This is a genomic window from Pseudomonas sp. LLC-1 (genome assembly GCF_002992185.1).
Taxonomy (GTDB): domain Bacteria; phylum Pseudomonadota; class Gammaproteobacteria; order Pseudomonadales; family Pseudomonadaceae; genus Aquipseudomonas; species Aquipseudomonas monteilii.
In genome coordinates, this window is sequence record NZ_LUVY01000003.1 from 84,193 (window position 1) to 105,044 (window position 20,852).

The 20,852-nt window shown below is 63.2% G+C and carries 14 protein-coding genes and 1 pseudogene; 9 read left to right on the forward strand and 6 right to left on the reverse strand.

The features are described 5' to 3' along the window. The first annotated feature begins 92 nt into the window (after positions 1-92). A complete protein-coding gene (locus A0O30_RS01955) occupies positions 93-491 on the forward strand; it encodes a hypothetical protein (RefSeq protein ID WP_105945394.1) in 399 nt (132 codons plus the stop codon). 2 nt (positions 492-493) lie between these two features. After that, the gene (locus A0O30_RS01960; protein WP_105945395.1) at positions 494-964 is read left to right on the forward strand and encodes a GreA/GreB family elongation factor; all 471 of its coding nucleotides are present in this window, start codon (positions 494-496) and stop codon (positions 962-964) included. A 114-nt stretch (positions 965-1,078) separates the two neighbouring features. Here the strand turns inward: A0O30_RS01960 and A0O30_RS01965 are convergent, their stop codons facing one another. After that, complete coding sequence (locus A0O30_RS01965; RefSeq protein ID WP_104835357.1) at positions 1,079-2,017, reverse strand: LysR family transcriptional regulator; 939 nt, start codon at positions 2,015-2,017, stop codon at positions 1,079-1,081. Positions 2,018-2,135: 118 nt separating this feature from the next. Between A0O30_RS01965 and A0O30_RS01970 the strand changes: the two genes are divergently transcribed. The 4 genes from A0O30_RS01970 (at position 2,136) to A0O30_RS01990 (ending at position 6,990) form a co-directional block, all read left to right on the forward strand. Continuing rightward, on the forward strand, positions 2,136-2,885 hold the full coding sequence (locus A0O30_RS01970; RefSeq protein WP_105945396.1) for a 3-oxoacyl-ACP reductase family protein: 750 nt from the start codon (positions 2,136-2,138) through the stop codon (positions 2,883-2,885). 220 nt (positions 2,886-3,105) lie between these two features. Continuing rightward, positions 3,106-4,275 carry an MFS transporter gene (locus tag A0O30_RS01980; protein ID WP_105945397.1) on the forward strand — a complete coding sequence of 390 codons (1,170 nt, stop codon included), beginning with the start codon at positions 3,106-3,108 and terminating at the stop codon, positions 4,273-4,275. Positions 4,276-4,391: 116 nt separating this feature from the next. Further along, positions 4,392-4,772 carry a hypothetical protein gene (locus A0O30_RS01985; protein WP_060498703.1) on the forward strand — a complete coding sequence of 127 codons (381 nt, stop codon included), beginning with the start codon at positions 4,392-4,394 and terminating at the stop codon, positions 4,770-4,772. A gap of 76 nt (positions 4,773-4,848) precedes the next feature. Further along, complete coding sequence (locus A0O30_RS01990; RefSeq protein WP_105945398.1) at positions 4,849-6,990, forward strand: TonB-dependent siderophore receptor; 2,142 nt, start codon at positions 4,849-4,851, stop codon at positions 6,988-6,990. Between the two features lie 40 nt (positions 6,991-7,030). Here the strand turns inward: A0O30_RS01990 and A0O30_RS01995 are convergent, their stop codons facing one another. Beyond that, a complete protein-coding gene (locus A0O30_RS01995; RefSeq protein WP_105945399.1) occupies positions 7,031-8,158 on the reverse strand; it encodes a GNAT family N-acetyltransferase in 1,128 nt (375 codons plus the stop codon). Between the two features lie 262 nt (positions 8,159-8,420). Here A0O30_RS01995 and A0O30_RS02000 point away from each other — a divergent pair, with 262 nt between their 5' ends. After that, entirely contained in the window at positions 8,421-9,665 is a 1,245-nt protein-coding gene (locus A0O30_RS02000; protein WP_016711900.1) for a putative porin, read from the forward strand. A gap of 138 nt (positions 9,666-9,803) precedes the next feature. Here A0O30_RS02000 and A0O30_RS02005 read toward each other — a convergent pair whose 3' ends face one another. Together A0O30_RS02005 and hrpA are read right to left on the reverse strand one after the other, a co-directional pair. Continuing rightward, a complete protein-coding gene (locus A0O30_RS02005) occupies positions 9,804-10,925 on the reverse strand; it encodes a beta-ketoacyl-ACP synthase III (protein WP_019099150.1) in 1,122 nt (373 codons plus the stop codon). 174 nt (positions 10,926-11,099) lie between these two features. Continuing rightward, positions 11,100-15,005 carry an ATP-dependent RNA helicase HrpA gene (gene hrpA / locus A0O30_RS02010; RefSeq protein WP_105945400.1) on the reverse strand — a complete coding sequence of 1,302 codons (3,906 nt, stop codon included), beginning with the start codon at positions 15,003-15,005 and terminating at the stop codon, positions 11,100-11,102. A gap of 572 nt (positions 15,006-15,577) precedes the next feature. Here hrpA and A0O30_RS02020 point away from each other — a divergent pair. Continuing rightward, on the forward strand, positions 15,578-16,942 hold the full coding sequence (locus tag A0O30_RS02020) for a glutamine synthetase family protein (protein WP_105945406.1): 1,365 nt from the start codon (positions 15,578-15,580) through the stop codon (positions 16,940-16,942). Positions 16,943-16,966: 24 nt separating this feature from the next. Further along, positions 16,967-18,274 carry an FAD-binding oxidoreductase gene (locus A0O30_RS02025; RefSeq protein WP_105945402.1) on the forward strand — a complete coding sequence of 436 codons (1,308 nt, stop codon included), beginning with the start codon at positions 16,967-16,969 and terminating at the stop codon, positions 18,272-18,274. A 103-nt stretch (positions 18,275-18,377) separates the two neighbouring features. On the opposite strand, the gene fadD1 is transcribed toward A0O30_RS02025, so the two are convergent. Together fadD1 and A0O30_RS02035 are read right to left on the reverse strand one after the other, a co-directional pair. After that, on the reverse strand, positions 18,378-20,075 hold the full coding sequence (gene fadD1, locus A0O30_RS02030) for a long-chain-fatty-acid--CoA ligase FadD1 (protein WP_105945403.1): 1,698 nt from the start codon (positions 20,073-20,075) through the stop codon (positions 18,378-18,380). A gap of 294 nt (positions 20,076-20,369) precedes the next feature. Beyond that, positions 20,370-20,852 (reverse strand): annotated as a pseudogene (locus A0O30_RS02035) (AMP-binding protein); the annotation flags it as partial.

The following is a 20,852-nucleotide window of genomic DNA, read 5'->3' on the forward strand; positions in this document are numbered from 1 at the left end:
CGCATAAATTGTCGCCGACAAAAGCACCTGCGCGGAAAAATGCCCAAGTGCATGCGACAATGCACCCCGACCGACCTTGCCAGGAGGCTGCCATGCCCCGCCAGCGTGAACTGAAAATCACCCTCAAGCCGTTGCCGTTGATCCTGTGCGTTGCCTTTGGCCTTTGGCTGGGCGCGGTGGCCATCGTGGCGAGCGCCTGGCTAGCCCTGTCGGTGTGGCCGCAGCAGGTACAGCCGCTGGCCCAGGCCCTGCCCCCCAGCGTCTACCCGCCAGCAGCGGCGCCGGCAGCAGCCCCGCCAGCGGATGCCCAGGCCGAGATGTTCGACCGCTACAAGGACATCCTGCACAAGCAGGAACAGCAACAGGCCGCCGAAGCCGCCCAAGGCAACCCGCGCAACCTCAACAGCCCCAAGTGCCAGTTCTGGCTGCAGCAGAACCGCACCGCCCCCACCGACAAAAGCCAGGCCAATGTGCTGGAGTTCTGTTACTGACCATGGACAAGCCCCACCTGCTGGCGCAGATCGTCGCCATCCTCACGCATGATCTGGACGTGCTGACCCGTGCGGCGCAAACCGCCTACGAGGCCGCCACCGCCGAAGAGAACATCGCCGAGAACAAGTACGACACCCTGGGCCTGGAAGCCTCGTACCTGGCCACCGGCCAGGCCCGGCGCAGTGCAGAGATTCGCCAGGCCCTGCTGATCTACCAGCAACTACTGCTGCGCGACTATGACCCCGCACGCGGTGTGCAGGTGAGCAACCTGGTGACACTGGAGGATGAGGATGGCGGGCAGCGGCGGGTGTTCATCGGCCCTGAAGCGGCAGGGCTGAAAATTGGCGAGGGGGATGGGTTGGTAACTGTAATTACCCCGCGCTCGCCGCTTGGGCAGCAACTGATGGGCAAGCGTGTGGATGATGAGGTAAGCGTGGGGGCGCAGACATTGTTCATTACGGGTATTGCCTGACCGGGCCCTATCGCCGGCAAGCCAGCTCCCACAGGATTACCACAGGCCTGAATGCTGTGCGGTCTCTGTGGGAGCTGGCTTGCCGGCGATAGGGCCAGTATGGGCAATACAAATCTAATGGTCTTGCAAGGCATCAAACCGCCCCGCCAACCCCTGCTCGGCAAACTTCTCCACCACAAAATCGATGAACGCCCGGGTTTTGCCCGGCAACAGCTTGTGCTCGGCGAAATACAGGCTGATGTGCCCGTCGTCCACATACCAGTCCGGCAACACCCGCCGCAGCCGCCCACCCTGCAGGTAGGGCACGGCAAACGGCAGGCTCACCAGGGCAATCCCCAGCCCCTGCTCGGCCACCGCGCACGCCGCATCCGAATCGCTCATGGTCATCGCCTGGCGCAGTTGCAACGGCTGTTGCGCCTGCCAGCGGCTGGTCAACGGCCACGAACGCACCCGCCCGGTCTGCGGTGAGCGGATCAGGATGCCGTCGTGCCGCTGCAGCACCTCTGGGTCTGCAATCGGCGCATGCCGTTCAAGATACACCGGCGCCGCCACCAACACCCGGTGCGCAGGCGTCAGCTTGCGCGCCACCACCCCCGGCGGCAGTTCAAAACCACCGCCAATCGCCGCATCGAACCCTTGGCCAATCAAGTCGACCTGGCGGTTGTCGAAATGCCAGTCCGGGGTAATGGCCGGGTAACGGCGCAAAAACTCACTCAGCAACGGCAACACGTACAAGCGCCCGAACACCGTACCCATACTTACCCGCAACAGCCCGGCCGGCTGGCCTTCGGCGCTGGCCAGGTTGGCCACGGCGTACTGGATAGTGCGGAAGCTGTCACTGACCTCACCGAGAAAACGCTGCCCCGCTTCGGTCAAAGTCAGCTTGCGGGTACTACGCTGGAACAACCGCACCCCCAGGCGCGCCTCCAGCTGGGCCACATGCTTGCCCACAGCGGCCGGGGTAATGCTCAGGCGCCTGGCAGCCTCGGCAAAGCTGCCGACCTCGGCACTGCGGATGAAGCACTCCAACGCGTTGAACGATTCCATGGCCATGATTGGCAACCAAAGGTTTACTCTGCTGATAGTGATTGCCATCTTATCAGCAGGTAATCGAGCGCCGATACTGCGCCCATCCAAGGCATTCCGGCCTGGCTTCCAGCAGGAGATCAGCATGTCCAAGCAACTTACACTCGAAGGCAAAGTGGCCCTGGTACAGGGCGGTTCCCGTGGCATTGGTGCGGCCATCGTGCGGCGCCTGGCCCGCGAGGGCGCACACGTGGCCTTTACCTATGTCAGCTCTGCCGGCCCGGCAGAAGCACTGGCCCAGGAAATTATCGAAAACGGCGGCAAGGCCCTGGCCCTGCGGGCCGACAGTGCCGATGCAGCAGCCGTGCAGCTGGCGGTGGATGACGCCGTGAAGGCCTTCGGCCGGCTGGATATCCTGGTCAACAATGCCGGCGTGCTGGCGGTGGCACCGGTAGCCGAATTCGACCTGGCCGACTTCGACCGCATGCTGGCGGTGAATGTACGCAGCGTGTTCGTCGCCAGCCAGGCCGCCGCACGCTACATGGGCCAGGGCGGGCGCATCATCAACATCGGTAGCACCAACGCCGAACGCATGCCGTTTGCCGGTGGCGCACCCTATGCCATGAGCAAGTCGGCGCTGGTTGGCCTGACCCGCGGCATGGCCCGCGACCTGGGGCCGCAAGGCATTACCGTGAACAACGTGCAGCCAGGGCCGGTGGACACCGACATGAACCCGGCCAGCGGCGAGTTTGCCGAGAGCCTGATCCCGCTGATGGCGATTGGGCGCTATGGCGAGGCGGATGAGATTGCCAGCTTTGTGGCTTACCTGGCGGGGCCGGAGGCGGGGTACATCACCGGGGCCAGTTTGACTGTGGATGGTGGGTTTGCTGCCTGATTGAAAGGTCGCCTGTGCCGGCCCCTTCGCGGGCTTGCCCGCTCCCACAGGGAAATCACAAGGCTTGAGGGCAGTGATATCCCTGTGGGAGCGGGCAAGCCCGCGAAGAGGCCGGCACAGGTTCAACCTATCTGCGCCCCTCTACACCGCACAATAGATTGATGTCATGCCCGACACTTCCCGATAATCCCCCTTTTCCTCTGCCCGCCGCGAGCCACGCATGACCTCCCCCACTCTCAGCCGCGCCCTGATCCTGCTGATGGCCACCGCCACCGGCCTGGCCGTGGCCAGCAATTACTACGCCCAACCGCTGCTGCACAGCATCGCCCAGCAGTTCGGCCTGAGCACTGCCAGCGCCGGTAGCATCGTCATTGCCGCACAGCTCAGTTATGGCGCCGGCCTGTTGTTGCTCGCGCCGCTGGGTGACCTGTTCGAGCAGCGCCGGCTGATCACCGTAATGACCGCTATTTCCACGCTGGGCCTTGTCATCAGCGCCTGTGCGCCGAGCCTTCCCTGGCTGATTCTGGGCACGGCGCTGACCGGGCTGTTCTCGGTGGTGGCGCAGATCCTGGTCCCCATGGCCGCGACCCTGAGCGAGCCACATCAGCGCGGCCGTGCGGTCGGCACGCTGATGAGCGGCCTGCTGCTGGGCATCCTGCTGGCGCGCACCGCAGCCGGCTTCATGGCCGAACTGGGCGGCTGGCGTAGCATCTATGTGCTGGCCGCCGTGTTGATGGCGATTACCGCCCTGGCCCTGTACCGTAGCTTGCCACAGCACCACAGCCATGCCGGGCTGAAGTACCCGGCGCTGATCGCTTCGGTGTTCCGCCTGTTCTTCGAAGAGCCCGTGCTGCGCCTGCGTTCACTGCTTGGGCTGCTGGCGTTCAGCCTGTTCGCACTGTTCTGGACACCGCTGGCGTTTCTGCTCGCACAAGGCCCCTACCACTATTCGGACGCCGTGATCGGCCTGTTCGGCCTGGCTGGTGCGGCGGGTGCGCTGTCGGCCAACTGGGCCGGGCGGCTGGCCGACCGTGGCAAAGGCTCGCTGGGTACCACTGTGGGCCTGGTCGTATTGCTGCTGTCGTGGGTGCCGCTGGGGTTTGCCCAGCAGTCGCTGCTGGCCTTGCTACTGGGCGTGTTGATGCTCGACCTGGCAGTGCAACTGGTGCACGTGAGCAACCAGAACGCAGTGATTGCCCTGCGGCCCGAGGCACGCACGCGGCTGAATGCCGGGTACATCACCTGCTACTTCATTGGCGGGGCGCTGGGGTCGCTGCTGGGCACACAGTTGTTCCAGCACCAGGGCTGGATGGGCATTGTGGTAGCAGGCCTGGTGATAGGCGGGCTGGCGCTGCTGGCGTGGGGACTGGCCAATCGAAAGGCCGCTTGATTGACACAGGGGCGACATCGCACCGCACTACCCTCCGTCGTATTGGCGTTGACTTGCCTGCCCGGGCAGCGCTCAGTAGGCGCTGGTCAATGCCCTTTCCCTGACAGGACGACTTTATGACAAGACTCACGGTGCAATCCGGCGATTTCTTGCAAGGTGAAGGCGAGTATCGCAACGGATCGCTCACACTCAAGACCCCGCGCAGCCCCTCCCCGGGCGAGCGGATTTCACTCGCGCGCATCAGCGACCTCAGGCTGGCCAGCCTGGAATCAAGCCGCAGCCTAGGCAGCGCCCTGGGCTGGGGTGTGGCCGGCGCTCTGGTGGCGGGCCCGGTAGGGTTGCTGGCCGGGCTGTGGCTGGGTGGCAAGGAGGAAGAAGCCACCTTCCTGGCCACCTTCAAGGATGGGCGCAAGCTCATGGCGATAACCGACGGCAAAACCTGGTCAAAGATCGATGACAGCTGGCGGCAGCACAAGCGGCCCGCCAACCAGGACTGAATATCGCGGGGCCCGGATCGTTTTATGCAGAAGGCGGCTGTTAAGATGCCGCCTTTTTCATGGTCGGAGCCCCCGCATGCCACCGCATCACCCCCGTCTTCCCCTGAGCCTGCTCAGCCTGGGCCTGGCCCTGCATTGCCCCCATGCGCTTGCCGAAGACAGCGTGGTGCTGGCGCCGCTGCAGGTGTCCGACACCTATGCCAACGATGGCTACCAGGCACGCCAGGCCGCGGTGGGTGGCTTGCAGCCCGCGCCCTTGCTCGATACGCCCGCCTCGGTCAGCGTATTCACCCAGCAACTGCTGGAAGACCGCCAGGTGCGCAAGCTCAGCGAAGTGCTGCAAAGTGACGCCTCGGTTGGCGAAAGCTATGCCCCCATCGGCTACTACGAAAACTTCAATGTGCGCGGCTTCGAGCTGAATGCCGCCAGCAGCTACCGCATCAATGGCCAGACCATCGCCGGCGAGCAGAACGTGGCCCTGGAGAACAAGCAGCAGGTGGAATTGCTCAAGGGCCTGTCAGGGCTGCAGAGCGGCGTGTCGGAGCCGGGCGGCCTGATCAACTACGTGACCAAGCGTGCCGAAGACGTGCGCAGCATCACCGTATCGACCAACGAGCAAGGCGAACGCTACCTGGCCACCGACCTGGGCGGCTGGTTCGGCAGCGAAAAACAGTTTGGCCTGCGCGCCAACCTGGCCCATGAAGACATCCGCTCCTACGTCGACCACGCTGACGGCAAGCGCGACTTCGCCTCGCTGGCGTTCGACTGGCAGATCAACCCGGATGCCACCCTGCAGCTGGATGCCGAATACCAGCACCGCGAACAGCGCTCGGTGCCGGGCTACCAATTACTGGGCGGCACCGAAGTGCCCCACGGCATCGACCCGGATGACCGCCTGGCCTACCAGGATTGGGCCAAACCGGTGCAGAACGACTCGCTGAACCTGGGCGGGCGCTTCGAGTATCGCTTCAACGAGGCCTGGACCGGCACCTTGAGTGCCTCGCGCAGCAAGGTGGTGATCGACGACTACAGCGCGTTTGCCTGGGGAAGCGAAGATGGCTGGCAGTCTCATTTCAGCCCGGAAGGTGACTACGACATCTATGACTTTCGCAGCCCTGACGACACCCGGCGCGTCGATGAGGCACAGGCGATGGTCAACGGACGGTTTGACGTTGCCGGTATCAGCCATGAGTTGACCATGGGTACCAGCGCTCAACGTCGGACGCTGGATCAACGCCCTTACTACAACGAACTTCTGGAGCTCCCCGGGAATATCTACACAGGTTCCCCAGCTCAACCACCTTCCGACAAACCCGTTGGCGCCAGCGAGCGCCGCCTGGACAGCCGCCAGTATGGCCTGTTCGTCAGCGACCGCATCAGTTTCAACGAGCAATGGCAAACCGTATTGGGCGCCCGCGAAGTGCGCCTGGATGAAAAGACCTGGGACGAGAACGGTGTTGCCGGGCGCCATACCCGCCAATACGCGTTACTGCCCAATGCTGCGGTTATCTACAAGCCGCAGCCGAATACCACGGTATACGCCAGCTATTCCAAAGGCCTGTCGGCCGGCGGCACAGCGCCGTGGTTTGCGCTGAACAAATTCGAAATCCTTGCCCCCACGACCTCCCACCAACTGGAACTGGGCCTGAAGCACGATTGGCAAGGTGTGAGCTTCAGCGCCGCGCTGTTCCAGATCCGCCAGGCCTACCAGTACGCACGCCCGGACGGCGCCGGTAACTTCACCTATGTGCAGCAAGGCCAGCAGAAAAACACTGGCCTGGAACTGGGCGCCAGCGGCTGGGTGACCCACAACCTGCAGGTGCAAGCCAGCGCTGCGGCCATTCGGGCGCGGGTGCAAAACAGCGGCACCGAGGCCTATGAAGGCCATCAGGCGATCAACGTGCCCAGGTTCCGGGCAGCGCTGCAGGCAGAATACACACTACCGGTGCCAGGCCTGGCGTTGCTGGGCGGGGCGCGCTACAGCGCCAGCAAGTCTGCGAGCCAGGCGGGGAACGTGGAGGTTGGCGGCTATGCGGTACTCGATCTTGGCAGCCGCTACCGGACGCGTATTGCCGGGTATGACACGGTGCTACGGCTGACCGTTGATAACGTGTTCGACAAACGCTACTGGCGTGATGTAGGGGATTACCTGGGGGATAACTACCTGTTCCAGGGGGCGCCACGTACGGCTCGGCTGTCGGCTTCGGTCAGCTTCTAGATTAGAAGCGCACCAAAGCCAACCTGCATCACCGAAGGCATCATTCCTGGCGGAAGGGCAACATCCCCCGTGCCTCCTCGGCATACCCCCTTACCCCTTCCCGCTCCTGCGCCAGGAAATCCTCCACCGCCCGCCGCAACCCGGGGTGCAGCAGGTAATGCCACGACCGCGTCAACACCGGCTCGAACCCGCGTATCAGCTTGTGCTCCCCCTGCGCCCCGGCATCGAAACGCTGGTAGCCCTCGGCAATGGCAAAGTCCATGCCCTGGTAGAAACACGTCTCGAAATGCAACCGGTCGAATTCATCCAGGCAGCCCCAGTAACGACCAAACAGGCTGTCGCCCCCCACCAGGCTCAGCGCCATCGCCACATCGCGCCCACCCTGACGCGCCATCACCACCCGCACAGCCTCGGGCATGCGCTCGGCCAGCAGGCTGAAAAATGCGCGGGTCAGGTAGGGGGCACGGCGGCGCACCGCATAGGTGTTGGCGTAGCACAGGAAGACGAAATCCCACTGCGCCTCGTCCAGCTCATCGCCACGGTACCAGCGAAAATCAATGCCCTGCCCGGCCACCTGCTCACGCTCCTTGCGCATCTGCTTGCGCTTGCGCGAACTCAGGCTGTCGAGAAAGTCCTGAAAGTCCCTGTAGCCCCGGTTGCGCCAATGGAACTGACAACCAAGGCGCTCCATCCAGCCCGGCAGGCCTGCCAGCTGTGTGTCCAGTGCCGGGTCGGTGAAGTTGATGTGCGCACCGGATAACCCGCCCTTGCCAAGGTACTCGGGCAGGGCCTGCAGCATCATCAAACCGTCGGCAGGGTCCGCCGCCAACAGGCGTGGGCCGCTGACCGGGCTGAACGGTACTGCCCCCAGCAGCTTGGGGTAGTAGGCAATACCTGCCCGTTCACAGGCATCGGCCCAGCCATGGTCGAAAACGTACTCGCCAAACGAATGCCACTTGCGGTAAGCCGGCAACAACGCCCTCACCTGCCCGTCACGCTCCAGCACCAGGTGCTCGGCAGCCCATCCCGTGCTGCGCTGCACGCTGCCGCTGTCCTCCATCGCACTGAGGAAGGCATGGCGCAGGAACGGTTGGCCTGCTGGCACCAGGGCGTCCCAGGTGGCCGCCGGAAGATCACGCAAATGGGCAAGGCTGTACAGGCTGGTCACGGTTTCGGCTCGCTGTGTGAAGGCCTTCAGTATCCTCAAGGAAGGCCCGGCACTCAAATGACGAACGCCGGGCTGATCCTTTTATTCTCAATTACTTAACCGCAGTGCCACTAATTAGACATTAATCTGTCATTGGCCCCCGCAATACTTGCGCCTGTTTTCCGGAACCTCAGAACCTGTCTAGTCAGGCCCTTTCCGAAGACATGCCAACGCAGGGGCAGGCGCTTGAGCCTCCCCCATTTTTTTCAGTAGGGAGAACCTTATGCGTCTTGTTTCTACACTTACCGGAGTGAGCCTCACCGGCATGATGCTGGCTCTGAGCGCCCCGGCCAGTGCTGCTGTCGACGCCAAGCTGCTCGAAATGCTCCGCGCCAACGGCTCGATCAACCAGGCGCAGTACAACGAACTGCAGGGCGACCTGGCAAAAGAAACCAAGGAAAGGGCCGACCAGAAAGCTCAATCTGAACGGATGAGCAACTTCGAACAGAAAGTGGCATGGGCCGCCAAGACCCAGATCAAGGGTGATGTGCGCCTGCGTTACGAAGACGTCAACGTTGACAACCCGATCTCCCGCAGCGGCAACCAGGACCGTGAGCGCGTGCGTGCCCGTGTCGGCTTCTACAGCGAGATCAACCCGCAGGTTGACGCTGGCGTGCGTGTGGCCACCGGCAGCAGCGCCGATGCCCGTTCGACCAACCAGAGCCTGGACAACTACTTCGAGAAGAAATCGCTGTGGGTCGACCTGGCCTACCTCGACTGGCACCCGACTGCCGTACCTAACCTGCACCTGATCGGCGGCAAGATGATGCAGCCATGGGTGAGCATGGGCGACATCATCTGGGACAGCGACATCAACCCGGAAGGCGTGGCAGCTACCTACAAGACCAACCTCGGCCCGGCCGAAGTGTTCGGCAGCATCGGCCACTACAACCTGAAGGACAACGTCGACGGCGACGGCGTGCAGTTCAAGCACGACGCGCAACTGTACGCGGCCCAGCTGGGTACCAAGTTCAACGCGGCTGACACCGTCAAGGTTACCGTTGGCGGCAGCGTATACGGCTACGACAACGACAAGGCCTCGGCTGCTCTGCGCTCGCTGGGCAACACCACCGACGAGTTCAACCTGGTTGAAGGCTTCGGTCAGGTCGATTTCACCGGTTTCGCCATTCCACTGTCGGCTTACGGCCAGTTCGTCAAGAACACCGAAAGCACCGATGGCAAGGACAAGGCCTGGCTGGCTGGTTTGAAGAGCAAGATCGGCGCCTGGAGCCTGGACTACAACTACCGCGACGTACAGCGTAACGGTGTTGTCAGCCTGTTCACCGACTCCGACTTCGGTAACGGCTTTACCGGTTCCCGTGGCCACAAGTTCAAGGTGGGTTACGAAATCGACAAGAACTTCGCCCTGGGCGCGGCCTACATGATGGCCAAGACCGACTACTCCAACCTGCCGAACAGCGATGCTGATGTAGACACGCTGCAGGTGGACCTGGAAGCCAAGTTCTAAGCAAAACCCTCCTCTGCTTCACCTGAAGCGGGAAATGCCGACCCCATCCGGCGTTTCCCGCTTTTTTTTTGCCTGTCAGCCTGTACCGGCCTCTTCGCAGGTAAACCCGCAAAGAGGCCGGTACAGGCTGACAGAGGATCAGCGCTTGCGCAGAATCACGCTACCAATCGAATACCCCGCACCAAACGAGCTCAATACGCCCAACGACCCCTTGGCCAGGTCATCCTGATACAGGTGGAAGGCAATCACCGACCCCGCCGAACTGGTGTTGGCGTAACGGTCCAGAATCACCGGTGCATCTTCCTCGGCCACTTCACGCCCCAGCAGCTTCTTGACGATCAGGTGGTTCATGCTGAGGTTGGCCTGGTGCAGCCAGAAGCGCTTCACATCGCTCGGTTGCAGGCCATTTTCCTGCAGGTGCTCACCGATCAGCTCGGCCACCTTCGGGCACACCTCACGGAACACCTTGCGGCCTTCCTGGATGAACAGCTTGTCTGCGGCGCCCTCGCCCTCTTCCGCTGCCCGGTTGAGGAAGCCGAAGTTGTTGCGGATGTTGTTGGAGAACTCGGTCCACAGCTTGGTGCTGACGATGTCGAACTGGTGCGCCGAGGTGGCCTTGTCGGCACGCTCAAGCAACACCGCGGTGGCGGCATCACCGAAAATGAAATGGCTGTCGCGGTCACGGAAGTTCAGGTGCCCGGTGCACACTTCCGGGTTGACCATCAGCACCGCACGCGCCTGGCCCAGGGCCACGCTGTTGGCGGCAGTCTGGATGCCGAAGGTGGCCGACGAGCAGGCCACGTTCATGTCGAAGGCAAAGCCCTGGATGCCCAGCGCCTGTTGCACTTCGATGGCGATGGCCGGGTACGGGCGCTGCAGGTTGGAGCAGGCGACGATCACGCCATCGACATCGGCAGCCGTGCGGCCGGCGCGCTCCAGGGCCTGGCGGGCAGCGGCCACGGCCATTTCGCAGAGCACCGAGGGCTCGTCGTTGGAACGCTCGGGCAGGCGTGGTTTCATGCGCTGCGGGTCGAGGATGCCGGCCTTGTCCATCACGAAGCGGCTCTTGATGCCCGAGGCCTTTTCGATAAAGGCCGCATCGGACAGCGGCGCTGCTTCAACTTCACCGCGCTCGATGGCAGCGGCGTTGTCCTGGTTGAACTGCTGCGACCAGGCGTTGAAGGAAGCCACCAGTTCTTCGTTGGAAATGCTCTGGGCCGGGGTGTACAGGCCGGTGCCGCTGATCACGACGTTATGCACGGTCGTTCCTCTGGTCAAAGGCCATCGCCACAGGGCGCTGGCTGGGAATATGACAATTTAGTGGCACTTTAGTACCAATTCAGGGGCGTACGTGCCCCCTGTGGGAGCGGGCTCGCCCGCGAAGGGCCGCAACGCGGCCCCAAACTCCCTGAAGTTTGCCACAAATCGGGCAGGTTAGCCTTCCACCTGGCTCCACTGTTTGCTCAATCTTTTGTCGGAAATCGGCACCTTTGTGCCCAACTGCTGGGCAAACAGCGACACCCGGTATTCCTCCAGCCACCAGCGGTACAACGTCAGTTGCTCATCGCGCTTGCCTTCCTGGGCATGCTTGTCGGCACGGGCCTTGTACTGTGCCCACAAATTGGCCAGCTCACCGCTCCATACCCGGTCCTTCTGCACCTGCGAACCCAGCTTCTCCAGGCGCAGTTCCACCGCCTTGAGGTAACGCGGCAGCTCCTTGAACCAAACCCCGGGCGTTTCACGCACAAAGCCCGGGTACACGAGGTTGCCCAACTGTTGCTTGATGTCGTTCAGCGCCACCGCCTGGCTCAGGTCGATCTTGCCCTTGAAGCGCTTCTGCAGCCCATGCCACAGCTTCAGCACCTCCAGCGTCTGGCGCGCCAGCCGCTCGGCATGTTCGGCCCAGCTGCCGCGCTTGCGCTCAGCCAGCCCGGCCAAGGCCGCACCATCACGCGGCAACGGCTGTTCGCCTTCAAGGATGCAGCTGTCCAGGCTGGCCAGCAGGATGTCTTCGACCAGTGCCTCGACCCGGCCCATTTCACGGTACAGCAGGCCAAGCTCGGTCAGGCCCGGCAGCTTGCCGCGCAGGTACTTGGCCGGCTCGGCCAGTTGCTGCAACAACAGGCGCTGCAGGGCGCGGCGGTGCTGGAACTCGGCTTCGGCCTGGGTCGAGAAGCGCCCTTCGCGCACGCTACCGCCCTCTTCCACCAACGCCGGGTACACGGTCATCGACAGGCCGGCAATCTTCTGCTGGGCAGTCTGCTTCACTTCGCTGAAAGCCTTGGCCTGCACCGGCTGCTCGCTCTTTTCAGTGCGCGGCACCGCCAGGGCAGCCTGGCTGGCAGCAGCAAAGCGCGCGGTCAGCTCGGCCAGGTCGCGGCCTTCGCCAAGGAACTTGCCCTGGCCGTCGACCACTTCGATGTTCATGCGCAGGTGGCCCTCGACCAGCTGGACCGACTCGTCCCAGGCCTCGTCGGACACCCGCGCACCCGTCATGCGCAGCAACTCCTGACCCAAGGCCTGCGGCAGTGCGCCCTGACCAAAAGTCATGCGCGCCAGCGAAGCCTTGACGAAGTCCGGCACCGGCACGAAGTTCTTGCGCAGGGCCTTGGGCAGGTTGCGTATCAGCGCCACGCACTTGGCTTCCAGCAGGCCTGGCACCAGCCATTCCAGGCGCTCGCCGGGCAGGCTTGGCAGCAACGGTGCCGGCACCCGCACGGTCACGCCGTCACGCGGGTGGCCGGGTTCGAAGTGGTAGCTCAGCGGCAGGCGCAGCTCGCCGACCTGCATGCTGTCGGGGTACTGCGCTGCAGTGACTTCGCTAGCCTCACGGGCCAGCACGTCTTCCTCACGCATGATCAGCAGGTTGGCGTCCTTCTGGCTGCCCATGCGGTACCAGCTGTCGAAGGTCGCGGTCTGGTGGATTTCCGCCGGCAGGCGCGCTTCGTAGAAGGCGTACAGCGTTTCCTCGTCAGCCAGGATGTCGCGCCGGCGGGCCTTGGCCTCCAGCTCGTCGAGTTCTTCGAGCAGGCGTTTGTTGGCCGCCAGGCACTTGGCCCTCGACTGTATTTCGCCACCCACCAGGCCCTCGCGGATGAACAGCTCACGCGAAGTGACCGGGTCGATCGGGCCAAAATGTACCGGACGGCGGCCGACCAGAATCAGGCCGTACAGGGTGATCTGCTCATAAGCCACCACCTGCCCGCGCTTCTTCTCCCAGTGCGGTTCGAAGTGGTTTTTCTTGACCAGATGGCCGGCCAGCGGCTCGATCCAGTCCGGCTCGATCTTGGCGACCATGCGCGCATACAGCTTGGTGGTCTCGACCAGTTCGGCGGCCATGACCCACTGCGGTCGCTTGCGCCCCAGGCCCGAAGACGGGTGCACCCAGAAACGCCGTTGACGCGCCCCCTGGTAGTCGCCCTCTTCGGTCTTCTGGCCGATCTGGCTGAGCAGGCCGCTGAGGATGGCCTTGTGCATCTTCTGGTAGTCGGACGGTTCCTTGTTCACCGTCAACTGCAGGTCACGGCAGATCAGCGCCAGCTGGCGGTGGGCATCGCGCCACTCACGCAGGCGCAAGTAATTCAGGAAATTCTTGCGGCACCAGTTACGCAGCGGGTTGGCCGTCAGCGCCTGGCGCTGTTCTTCAAAACCGCGCCACAGGTTGACCAGCGCGGCGAAGTCGGAGTCTACGTCCTTCCATTGCGCATGGGCCTGATCAGCCGCCTGCTGACGCTCTGGCGGGCGCTCGCGCGGGTCCTGCACCGACAGTGCGCTGGTAACGATCAGCACTTCCTGCAGGCTGCCCAGTCGGGCGCCTTCAAGCAGCATGCGGCCCAGCCGCGGGTCGATGGGCAGGCGCGCCAGTTGGCGGCCAATCGGGGTCAGCTGGTTTTCGCGGTTGACCGCCGACAGTTCCTGCAACAGGTTGAAGCCATCGCTGATGGCCTTGCCATCCGGCGGCTCGATGAACGGGAACGCATCGATCGCGCCCAGGCGCAGGTGCAACATCTGCAGGATCACCGCCGCCAGGTTGGTGCGCAGAATCTCCGGGTCGGTAAACGCCGGCCGGCTGTTGAAGTCCTCTTCGCTGTACAGACGTACGCAAATGCCCGGCTCGACCCGGCCGCAACGGCCTTTACGCTGGTTGGCGCTGGCTTGGGACACAGCTTCGATGGGCAGGCGCTGCACTTTGGCGCGGTAGCTGTAGCGGCTGATGCGTGCGATGCCGGTGTCGATCACGTAGCGGATGCCCGGCACGGTCAGCGAGGTTTCGGCCACGTTGGTGGCCAGCACCACGCGGCGCCCGGTGTGCGGCTGGAAGATGCGCTGTTGCTCGGCCGGCGACAGGCGTGCGTACAGCGGCAAAATCTCGGTGTGGCGCAACTGCGCCTTGCGCAGGATTTCAGCGGCATCGCGGATTTCCCGCTCGCCGGGCAGGAAGATCAGCACATCGCCCGGGCCTTTGCCTTCACTGCGTTCGTGGTGCGCCAGCTCATCCAGGGTGGCGAGGATGGCCTGGTCGACGGTGAGGTCGTCCTCGATCTGGTTGCCTTCCTCGTCCTGCTCGCTGGTGAGCGGGCGGTACCAGGTTTCCACCGGGAAGGTACGCCCGGACACCTCGATGATCGGCGCGCCATCGAAGTGTTTGGAAAAGCGTTCCAGGTCGATGGTGGCCGACGTGATGATCAGTTTCAGGTCCGGCCGGCGATGCAGCAGTGTCTTCAGGTAGCCGAGCAGGAAGTCGATGTTCAGGCTGCGTTCGTGGGCTTCGTCGACGATGATCGTGTCGTAGCGCTCAAGAAAGCGGTCGTGCTGGGTTTCGGCCAGCAGGATGCCATCGGTCATCAGTTTGACCAGGGTATTGGCATCGCTCTGGTCTTCGAAACGTACCTGGTAACCGACCAGCCCGCCCAGCGGAGTGCCCAGTTCTTCGGCAACCCGCGCGGCCACGCTGCGCGCGGCGATCCGGCGCGGCTGGGTGTGGGCGATCAGGCCATGGCTGCCACGGCCCAGTTCCAGGCAAATCTTCGGCAACTGGGTGGTCTTGCCCGAACCGGTTTCGCCGGCGATCACCAGCACCTGGTTTTCGGCCAGGGCCTTCTTGATTTCGTCACGCTTGGCGGCGATCGGCAGGTTGTCGTCGTAGCGCACGGTCGGCACGCTCTGCTGACGTGCAGTGACCTGGGCGCAGGACGCCTGGACCTTTTCCACCCACTGCGAAAGCTTCGCCTCGTCGGGGCGCTTGCGCAGTTCGTGCAGTTGCCGGCGCAGACGATGGCGGTCGGCAATCATGGCGTGGTCGAGGTTTTGCAGCAGTTTGTCGATGGCGTGGTCAGTCATGGGGCTTTTTAGTGATGCAGGTGAGCCTGCTTTTTCATGATCGGCATTCGGAAAGTCGGGCGATTGTCGCAGATTTGCCGATTCTCTGCTGCTTGCACAATCCCTGTGGGAGCGGCCTTGTGTCGCGAAAGGGCCGCGCAGCGGCCCCAGCAATCTCTGCACTGAAGCTAATAACCTGGGGCCGCTTTGCGGCCCTTTCGCGACACAAGGCCGCTCCCACATTGAACGAGTTGCCTTCCGGATAATGTTTAGCCAACCGCGATGTAAAGGTTGCCATTCACTGCTTTAATCAACCTTACGCCGCATGTGAGTATCAAAAGCATGACTCCCGCCCAGCCCATCGCCCCACCGTCTTCCCGCCCTTCGCTACCGAAGGCCCGGAGCCGTGCCGGGGAAAATCCGCTGGTGCACATCATCCTCGCCTTCTGGGCACTGTGGCACTGCCGCCACGCGCGCCCACCGGACTGCTCGCTCACGCCTTTGTGACCAAACCCGGCCATCGTCTGGCCGTTTGACTCAACCGGACCGCGCTTTTTGCGCGAATGTCCTGTGCGCTTGTGAGCGAATTCATCATGCACTTTGCACCTGTAGAGCAGGCTACCCGTTTCCTGGCTGACAACCCCGATATCGAGTTGTTCGAGCTGTTCATCCTCGACGCCAACGGCGTACCACGCGGCAAGCTGCTGCACCGTGATGAACTGTTGGCCGTGTACCAGACCGGCCGGCCGCTGCCCAGCACTATCCTTGGCCTGACCCTGAACGGCGACGACGTGGAAAACTCGGGCCTGGTGTGGGACGTGGGCGACATCGACTGCCGCGCCTACCCACTCGAAGGCAGCCTGGTGCGCCTGCCCTGGCGCCGGGTGCCGACCGCCGCGGTACAGGTCAGCATGCACCCGAGCGAAGGCCTGCCAGCCAGCATCGCCGACCCGCGCCATGTGCTGCTACGCACCATCGAAGCGCTGAAAGCCGACGGCTACCACCCGGTGATGGCCTGCGAACTGGAGTTCTATCTGCTCGACCAGAAGCGTGACGCCCAGGGCCGCCCGCAACCGGCGCTGGACAATGATGGCGGCCGCCCGCGCAGCACCCAGGTCTATGGCCTGCGTGAACTGGAACAGATCGAACCGTTCCTCGCCGACCTGTACGCCGCCTGCAAGGCGCAGGGCATCCCGGCGCGCACTGCGATTTCCGAGTACGCCCCCGGCCAGGTGGAAATTACCCTCGAACACGGCGACGCCCTGCAGGCAATGGACCAGGCCGTGCGCTACAAGCGCTTGGTCAAGGGCGTGGCCCACGCCCACGGCATGCAGGCCTGCTTCATGGCCAAGCCGTTTGCCAACCTGGCCGGCACCGGCATGCACATGCACCTGAGCCTGGCCGACAGCACGGGCAACAACCTGTTCGCCAGTGAAGACAAGGCCGGCACCCCGCTGCTGCGCCAGGCCGTGGCGGGCATGCTGCGCCACCTGCGCGACTCGCTGCTGCTGTTTTGCCCCAATGCCAACTCGTTCCGCCGCTTCCAGGCCAACAGCTATGCGCCGCTGGCGCCGACCTGGGGCGTGGACAACCGCACCGTGAGCCTGCGCGTGCCCGGCGGCCCGGCCAACAGCCGGCATGTAGAGCACCGCATTTGCGGCGCCGACGCCAACCCTTACCTGGCTGCCGCAGCGATCCTCGCCGCCAGCCATCGCGGCATCCGCGAACAGCTGGACCCAGGCGCACCGGTGGAAGGCAACGGCTATGCCCAAGCCACCGAGCACCTGCCCACCGACTGGCTGACCGCCCTCGATGCCCTGCAGCATTCCCATTGGGCTCGCGAAGCCTTGGGCGCCGACTTCCTTGGCGTGTACCTGAAGGTAAAGCGTGCCGAGTACCGCCAGTTCATGGCCGAAGTCAGCGAGCAGGACTGGCGCTGGTACCTGCACCAGGCCTGAGCCCCTACCTAACAAGGAACACCCATGAACGCAGCATTGAACAAAGGCCCGGCGCAGCGTGCGCCGTCCTATTACACCGCCTCCCTCAACGACCACACCGAGTACCCGCAGCTCAAGGGCACGGTGCAGGTGGATGTGGCCATCATCGGCGGCGGCTTTACCGGCGTGGCCACAGCGGTGGAGCTGGCCGAGCGTGGCCTGAAGGTGGCCATCGTCGAAACCAACCGCATCGGCTGGGGCGCCAGCGGACGCAATGGTGGCCAGGTCACCGGCAGCCTGTCGGGTGATGAGGCCATGCGCTCGCAGATGCGCAACCACCTGGGTGGCGAAGTCGACGACTTCATCTGGCACCTGCGCTGGCGCGGTCACCAGGTGATCGAGCAGCGCGTGGCGCGCTATGGCATCGACTGCGACCTCAAGCGCGGCCACCTGCATGCGGCAATGAAACCTTCGCACATGGACGAACTGCGCGCCTTCGAGGCCGAGGCCCGCCGCCGTGGCATGGGCGAGCAGGTGCAATTGCTGGACCGTGCGGCAGTGGCGGAGCACCTGCAAAGCCCGCTGTACCTGGGCGCACTGAAAAACCTGCGCAACCTGCACCTGCACCCGCTCAACCTGTGCCTGGGTGAAGCCCGTGCGGCCCACAGCCTGGGTGCACTGATCTTCGAGAATTCCGAGGTGCTGGACATCGTTCACGGCCCGCGCCCGGCAGTGGTCACTGCCCATGGCCGGGTCGAAGCGCGCCAGGTAATGCTGGCCGGCGATGTGTATCACAAGCTGGAAAAGCGCCAGCTCAAAGGCAAGATCTTCCCGGCCATGGGCGGCATCGTCACCACCGCGCCGCTGGGTGAGCTGGCCGAGCAGATCAACCCGCAGGACCTGGCTGTATACGACTGCCGCTTCGTGCTCGACTACTACCGCCTGACCGCCGACAAACGCCTGCTGTTTGGTGGCGGCGCCAATTACTCGGGCAAGGACTCACGCGATATCGAAGGCGAACTGCGCCCGTGCATCGAACGCACCTTCCCGGCGCTCAAGGGCGTGCCGATCGAGTTCCAGTGGAGCTGTGCCATGGGCATCGTGGTCAACCGCATTCCGCAGTTGGGCAAGCTGTCGGACAACGTGTGGTATTGCCAGGGTTACTCGGGGCATGGCATTGCTACCAGCCACATCATGGGCGAGATCATGGCCGAGGCGTTGACCGGGACGCTGGAGAAGTTCGACACCTTCGCGCAGTGCAAGCATGTGCGGGTGCCGATGGGGGACTTGCTGGGGAACCCGCTGCTGGCGGCGGGGATGTGGTACTACCAGATGCTTGAAAAGCTGCGCTAAAGCATTCGCGGGCACGCCCGCTCCCACAGTTACAGCGCAGCCCTCTGGCTCAGCGCGATACCTGTGGGAGCGGGCGTGCCCGCGAAGAGACCAGTGAGATCTATCAGGCGATCTTCTTCAGGCCCTGCTTCTTCAGCTCTTCATCACGCAACTCGCGACGCAGGATCTTGCCCACGTTGGTAGTTGGCAACAAATCACGGAACTCGATCTGGCGCGGTACCTTGTAGCCGGTAACGTTGGCACGCATGTGCTCCATCACCTGCTCCTTGGTCAGGGTCATGCCCGGCTTGACCACGATGAAAACCTTGATCACTTCACCCGACTTCTCGTCCGGCACGCCAATGGCCGCGCACTGCAACACGCCCGGCAAGGCCGCCAGCACATCTTCCAGTTCGTTGGGGTACACGTTGAAGCCCGAGACCAGGATCATGTCCTTCTTGCGATCGACAATGCGCATGTAGCCGTCCGCCTGGATCAGGGCGATGTCACCGGTTTTCAGCCAGCCTTCGCTGTCGAGGATTTCGGCGGTGGCGTCTTCGCGCTGCCAGTAGCCCTTCATCACCTGCGGGCCCTTGACGCACAGCTCGCCCACTTCACCCAACGGCAACTCGTTGCCGGCGTCGTCGATGATCTTGCACAGGGTCGAAGGCACCGGAATACCGATGGTACCCACCTGGTTGGCCTCTGCCGGGTTCACCGCCGCCACCGGGCTGGTTTCGGTCATGCCGTAGCCTTCGCAGATGGCGCAGCCGGTAACGGCCTTCCAGCGTTCGGCCACGCTCAGTTGCAAGGCCATGCCGCCAGACAGGGTGATTTTCAGCGCCGAAAAGTCCAGGGCGCGGAACGCCTCGTTGTTGCACAGGGCAACGAACAGGGTGTTGAGGCCGACAAAGCCGCTGAACTTCCACTTGCCCAGTTCCTTGACCATGGCCGGCAGGTCACGCGGGTTGCTGATCAGCACGTTGTGGTTGCCGATCAGCATCATCGCCATGCAATGGAAGGTAAAGGCATAGATGTGGTACAGCGGCAGCGGCGTGATCAGGATTTCGCAGCCTTCGTGCAGGTTGGAGCCCATCAGCGCCCGGCACTGCAGCATGTTGGCCACCAGGTTGCGGTGGGTCAGCATCGCCCCCTTCGCCACGCCCGTGGTGCCGCCGGTGTACTGCAGCACCGCCACGTCGTTGGCCTGCGGGTTGGCCTCGGTTACCGGCTGGCCCTTGCCCAATGCCAACGCGTCGTTGAAGCGTATGGCACGCGGCAGGTTGTAGGCCGGTACCATCTTCTTCACGTACTTGATCACGCTGTTGATCAGCAAGCGCTTGAGCGGCGGCAGCAGGTCGGCCACTTCGGTGACGATAACGTGCTTGACCTGGGTCTTGGGCACCACCTTTTCAGCCAGGTGGGCCATGTTGGCCAGACACACCAGGGCCTTGGCGCCGGAGTCGTTGAACTGGTGTTCCATCTCCCGCACGGTGTACAGCGGGTTGGTGTTGACCACGATCAGCCCGGCACGCATGGCACCGAATACCGCGACCGGGTATTGCAGGACATTGGGCAGTTGCACGGCAATGCGGTCACCCGGCTTGAGGTCGGTATGCTGCTGCAGCCAGGCCGCAAACGCCCCCGACAGCGCATACAACTCGCCATAAGTGATAGTCTTGCCCAGGTTGCTAAAGGCCGGTTTGTCGGCAAAGCGTTGGCAGGATTGCTTGAGTACTGCCTGGATATTGGGGAATTCGTCAGGATTGATTTCCGCCGTAATCCCGGCTGGGTACTTATCCTTCCAAAAATGTTCGATCATGGAAGCCCACTCCTTCAGCAACAGCGAAGTTCGATTGGCGCGTCGATGCGCTTATTATTGATATGAGACGGCGGTTCGTTGCAAACCGGATCGTCTGAAAGCGGGCCGAGAGTAACAGCTTTGCCTGGGGTCGCCTAGAGGCCAAAACAGGCCTTATAGTCACAAAAATGACTCAATGAACAATACAAGTCATTTTTAGAGTTTTTAACCAAAATGTCGCAGATCAGGCTGTAACAAGCCTGTTAGAGCCGTTTAAAGGCCTTCGCGGGCAAGCCCGCGAAGAAGCCTCCGGTATCAAGCTATGTCGCGCAGCTCCCGCCGCAAGATCTTGCCCACCGGCGTCATCGGCAACGACTCCCGCAGCACAATGTGCTTGGGCACCTTGTAGCCGGTAAAGTTGGCCTTGCAGTAGGCCTTGAGCTCGTCAACGCTCAGCCCTCCCTCACGCGGCACCACGAACAGCTTCACCGCCTCGCCGGAACGCTCGTCCGGCACACCGATGGCTGCACAGTTGGCGACCTTGGGGTGGCCCATCACCACATCCTCGATCTCGTTGGGGTAAACGTTGAAGCCCGAGACGATGATCATGTCCTTCTTGCGGTCGACAATGCGGGTAAAACCGTCCGGGTCGATCACCGCAATATCGCCGGTCTTGAACCAGCCGTCCGCATCCAGGGCCTGGGCCGTGGCGTCGGGCTGCTGCCAGTAGCCCTTCATCACTTGCGGGCCCTTGATGCACAACTCGCCCCGCTCGCCCAGCGGCATCTCGTTGCCGTC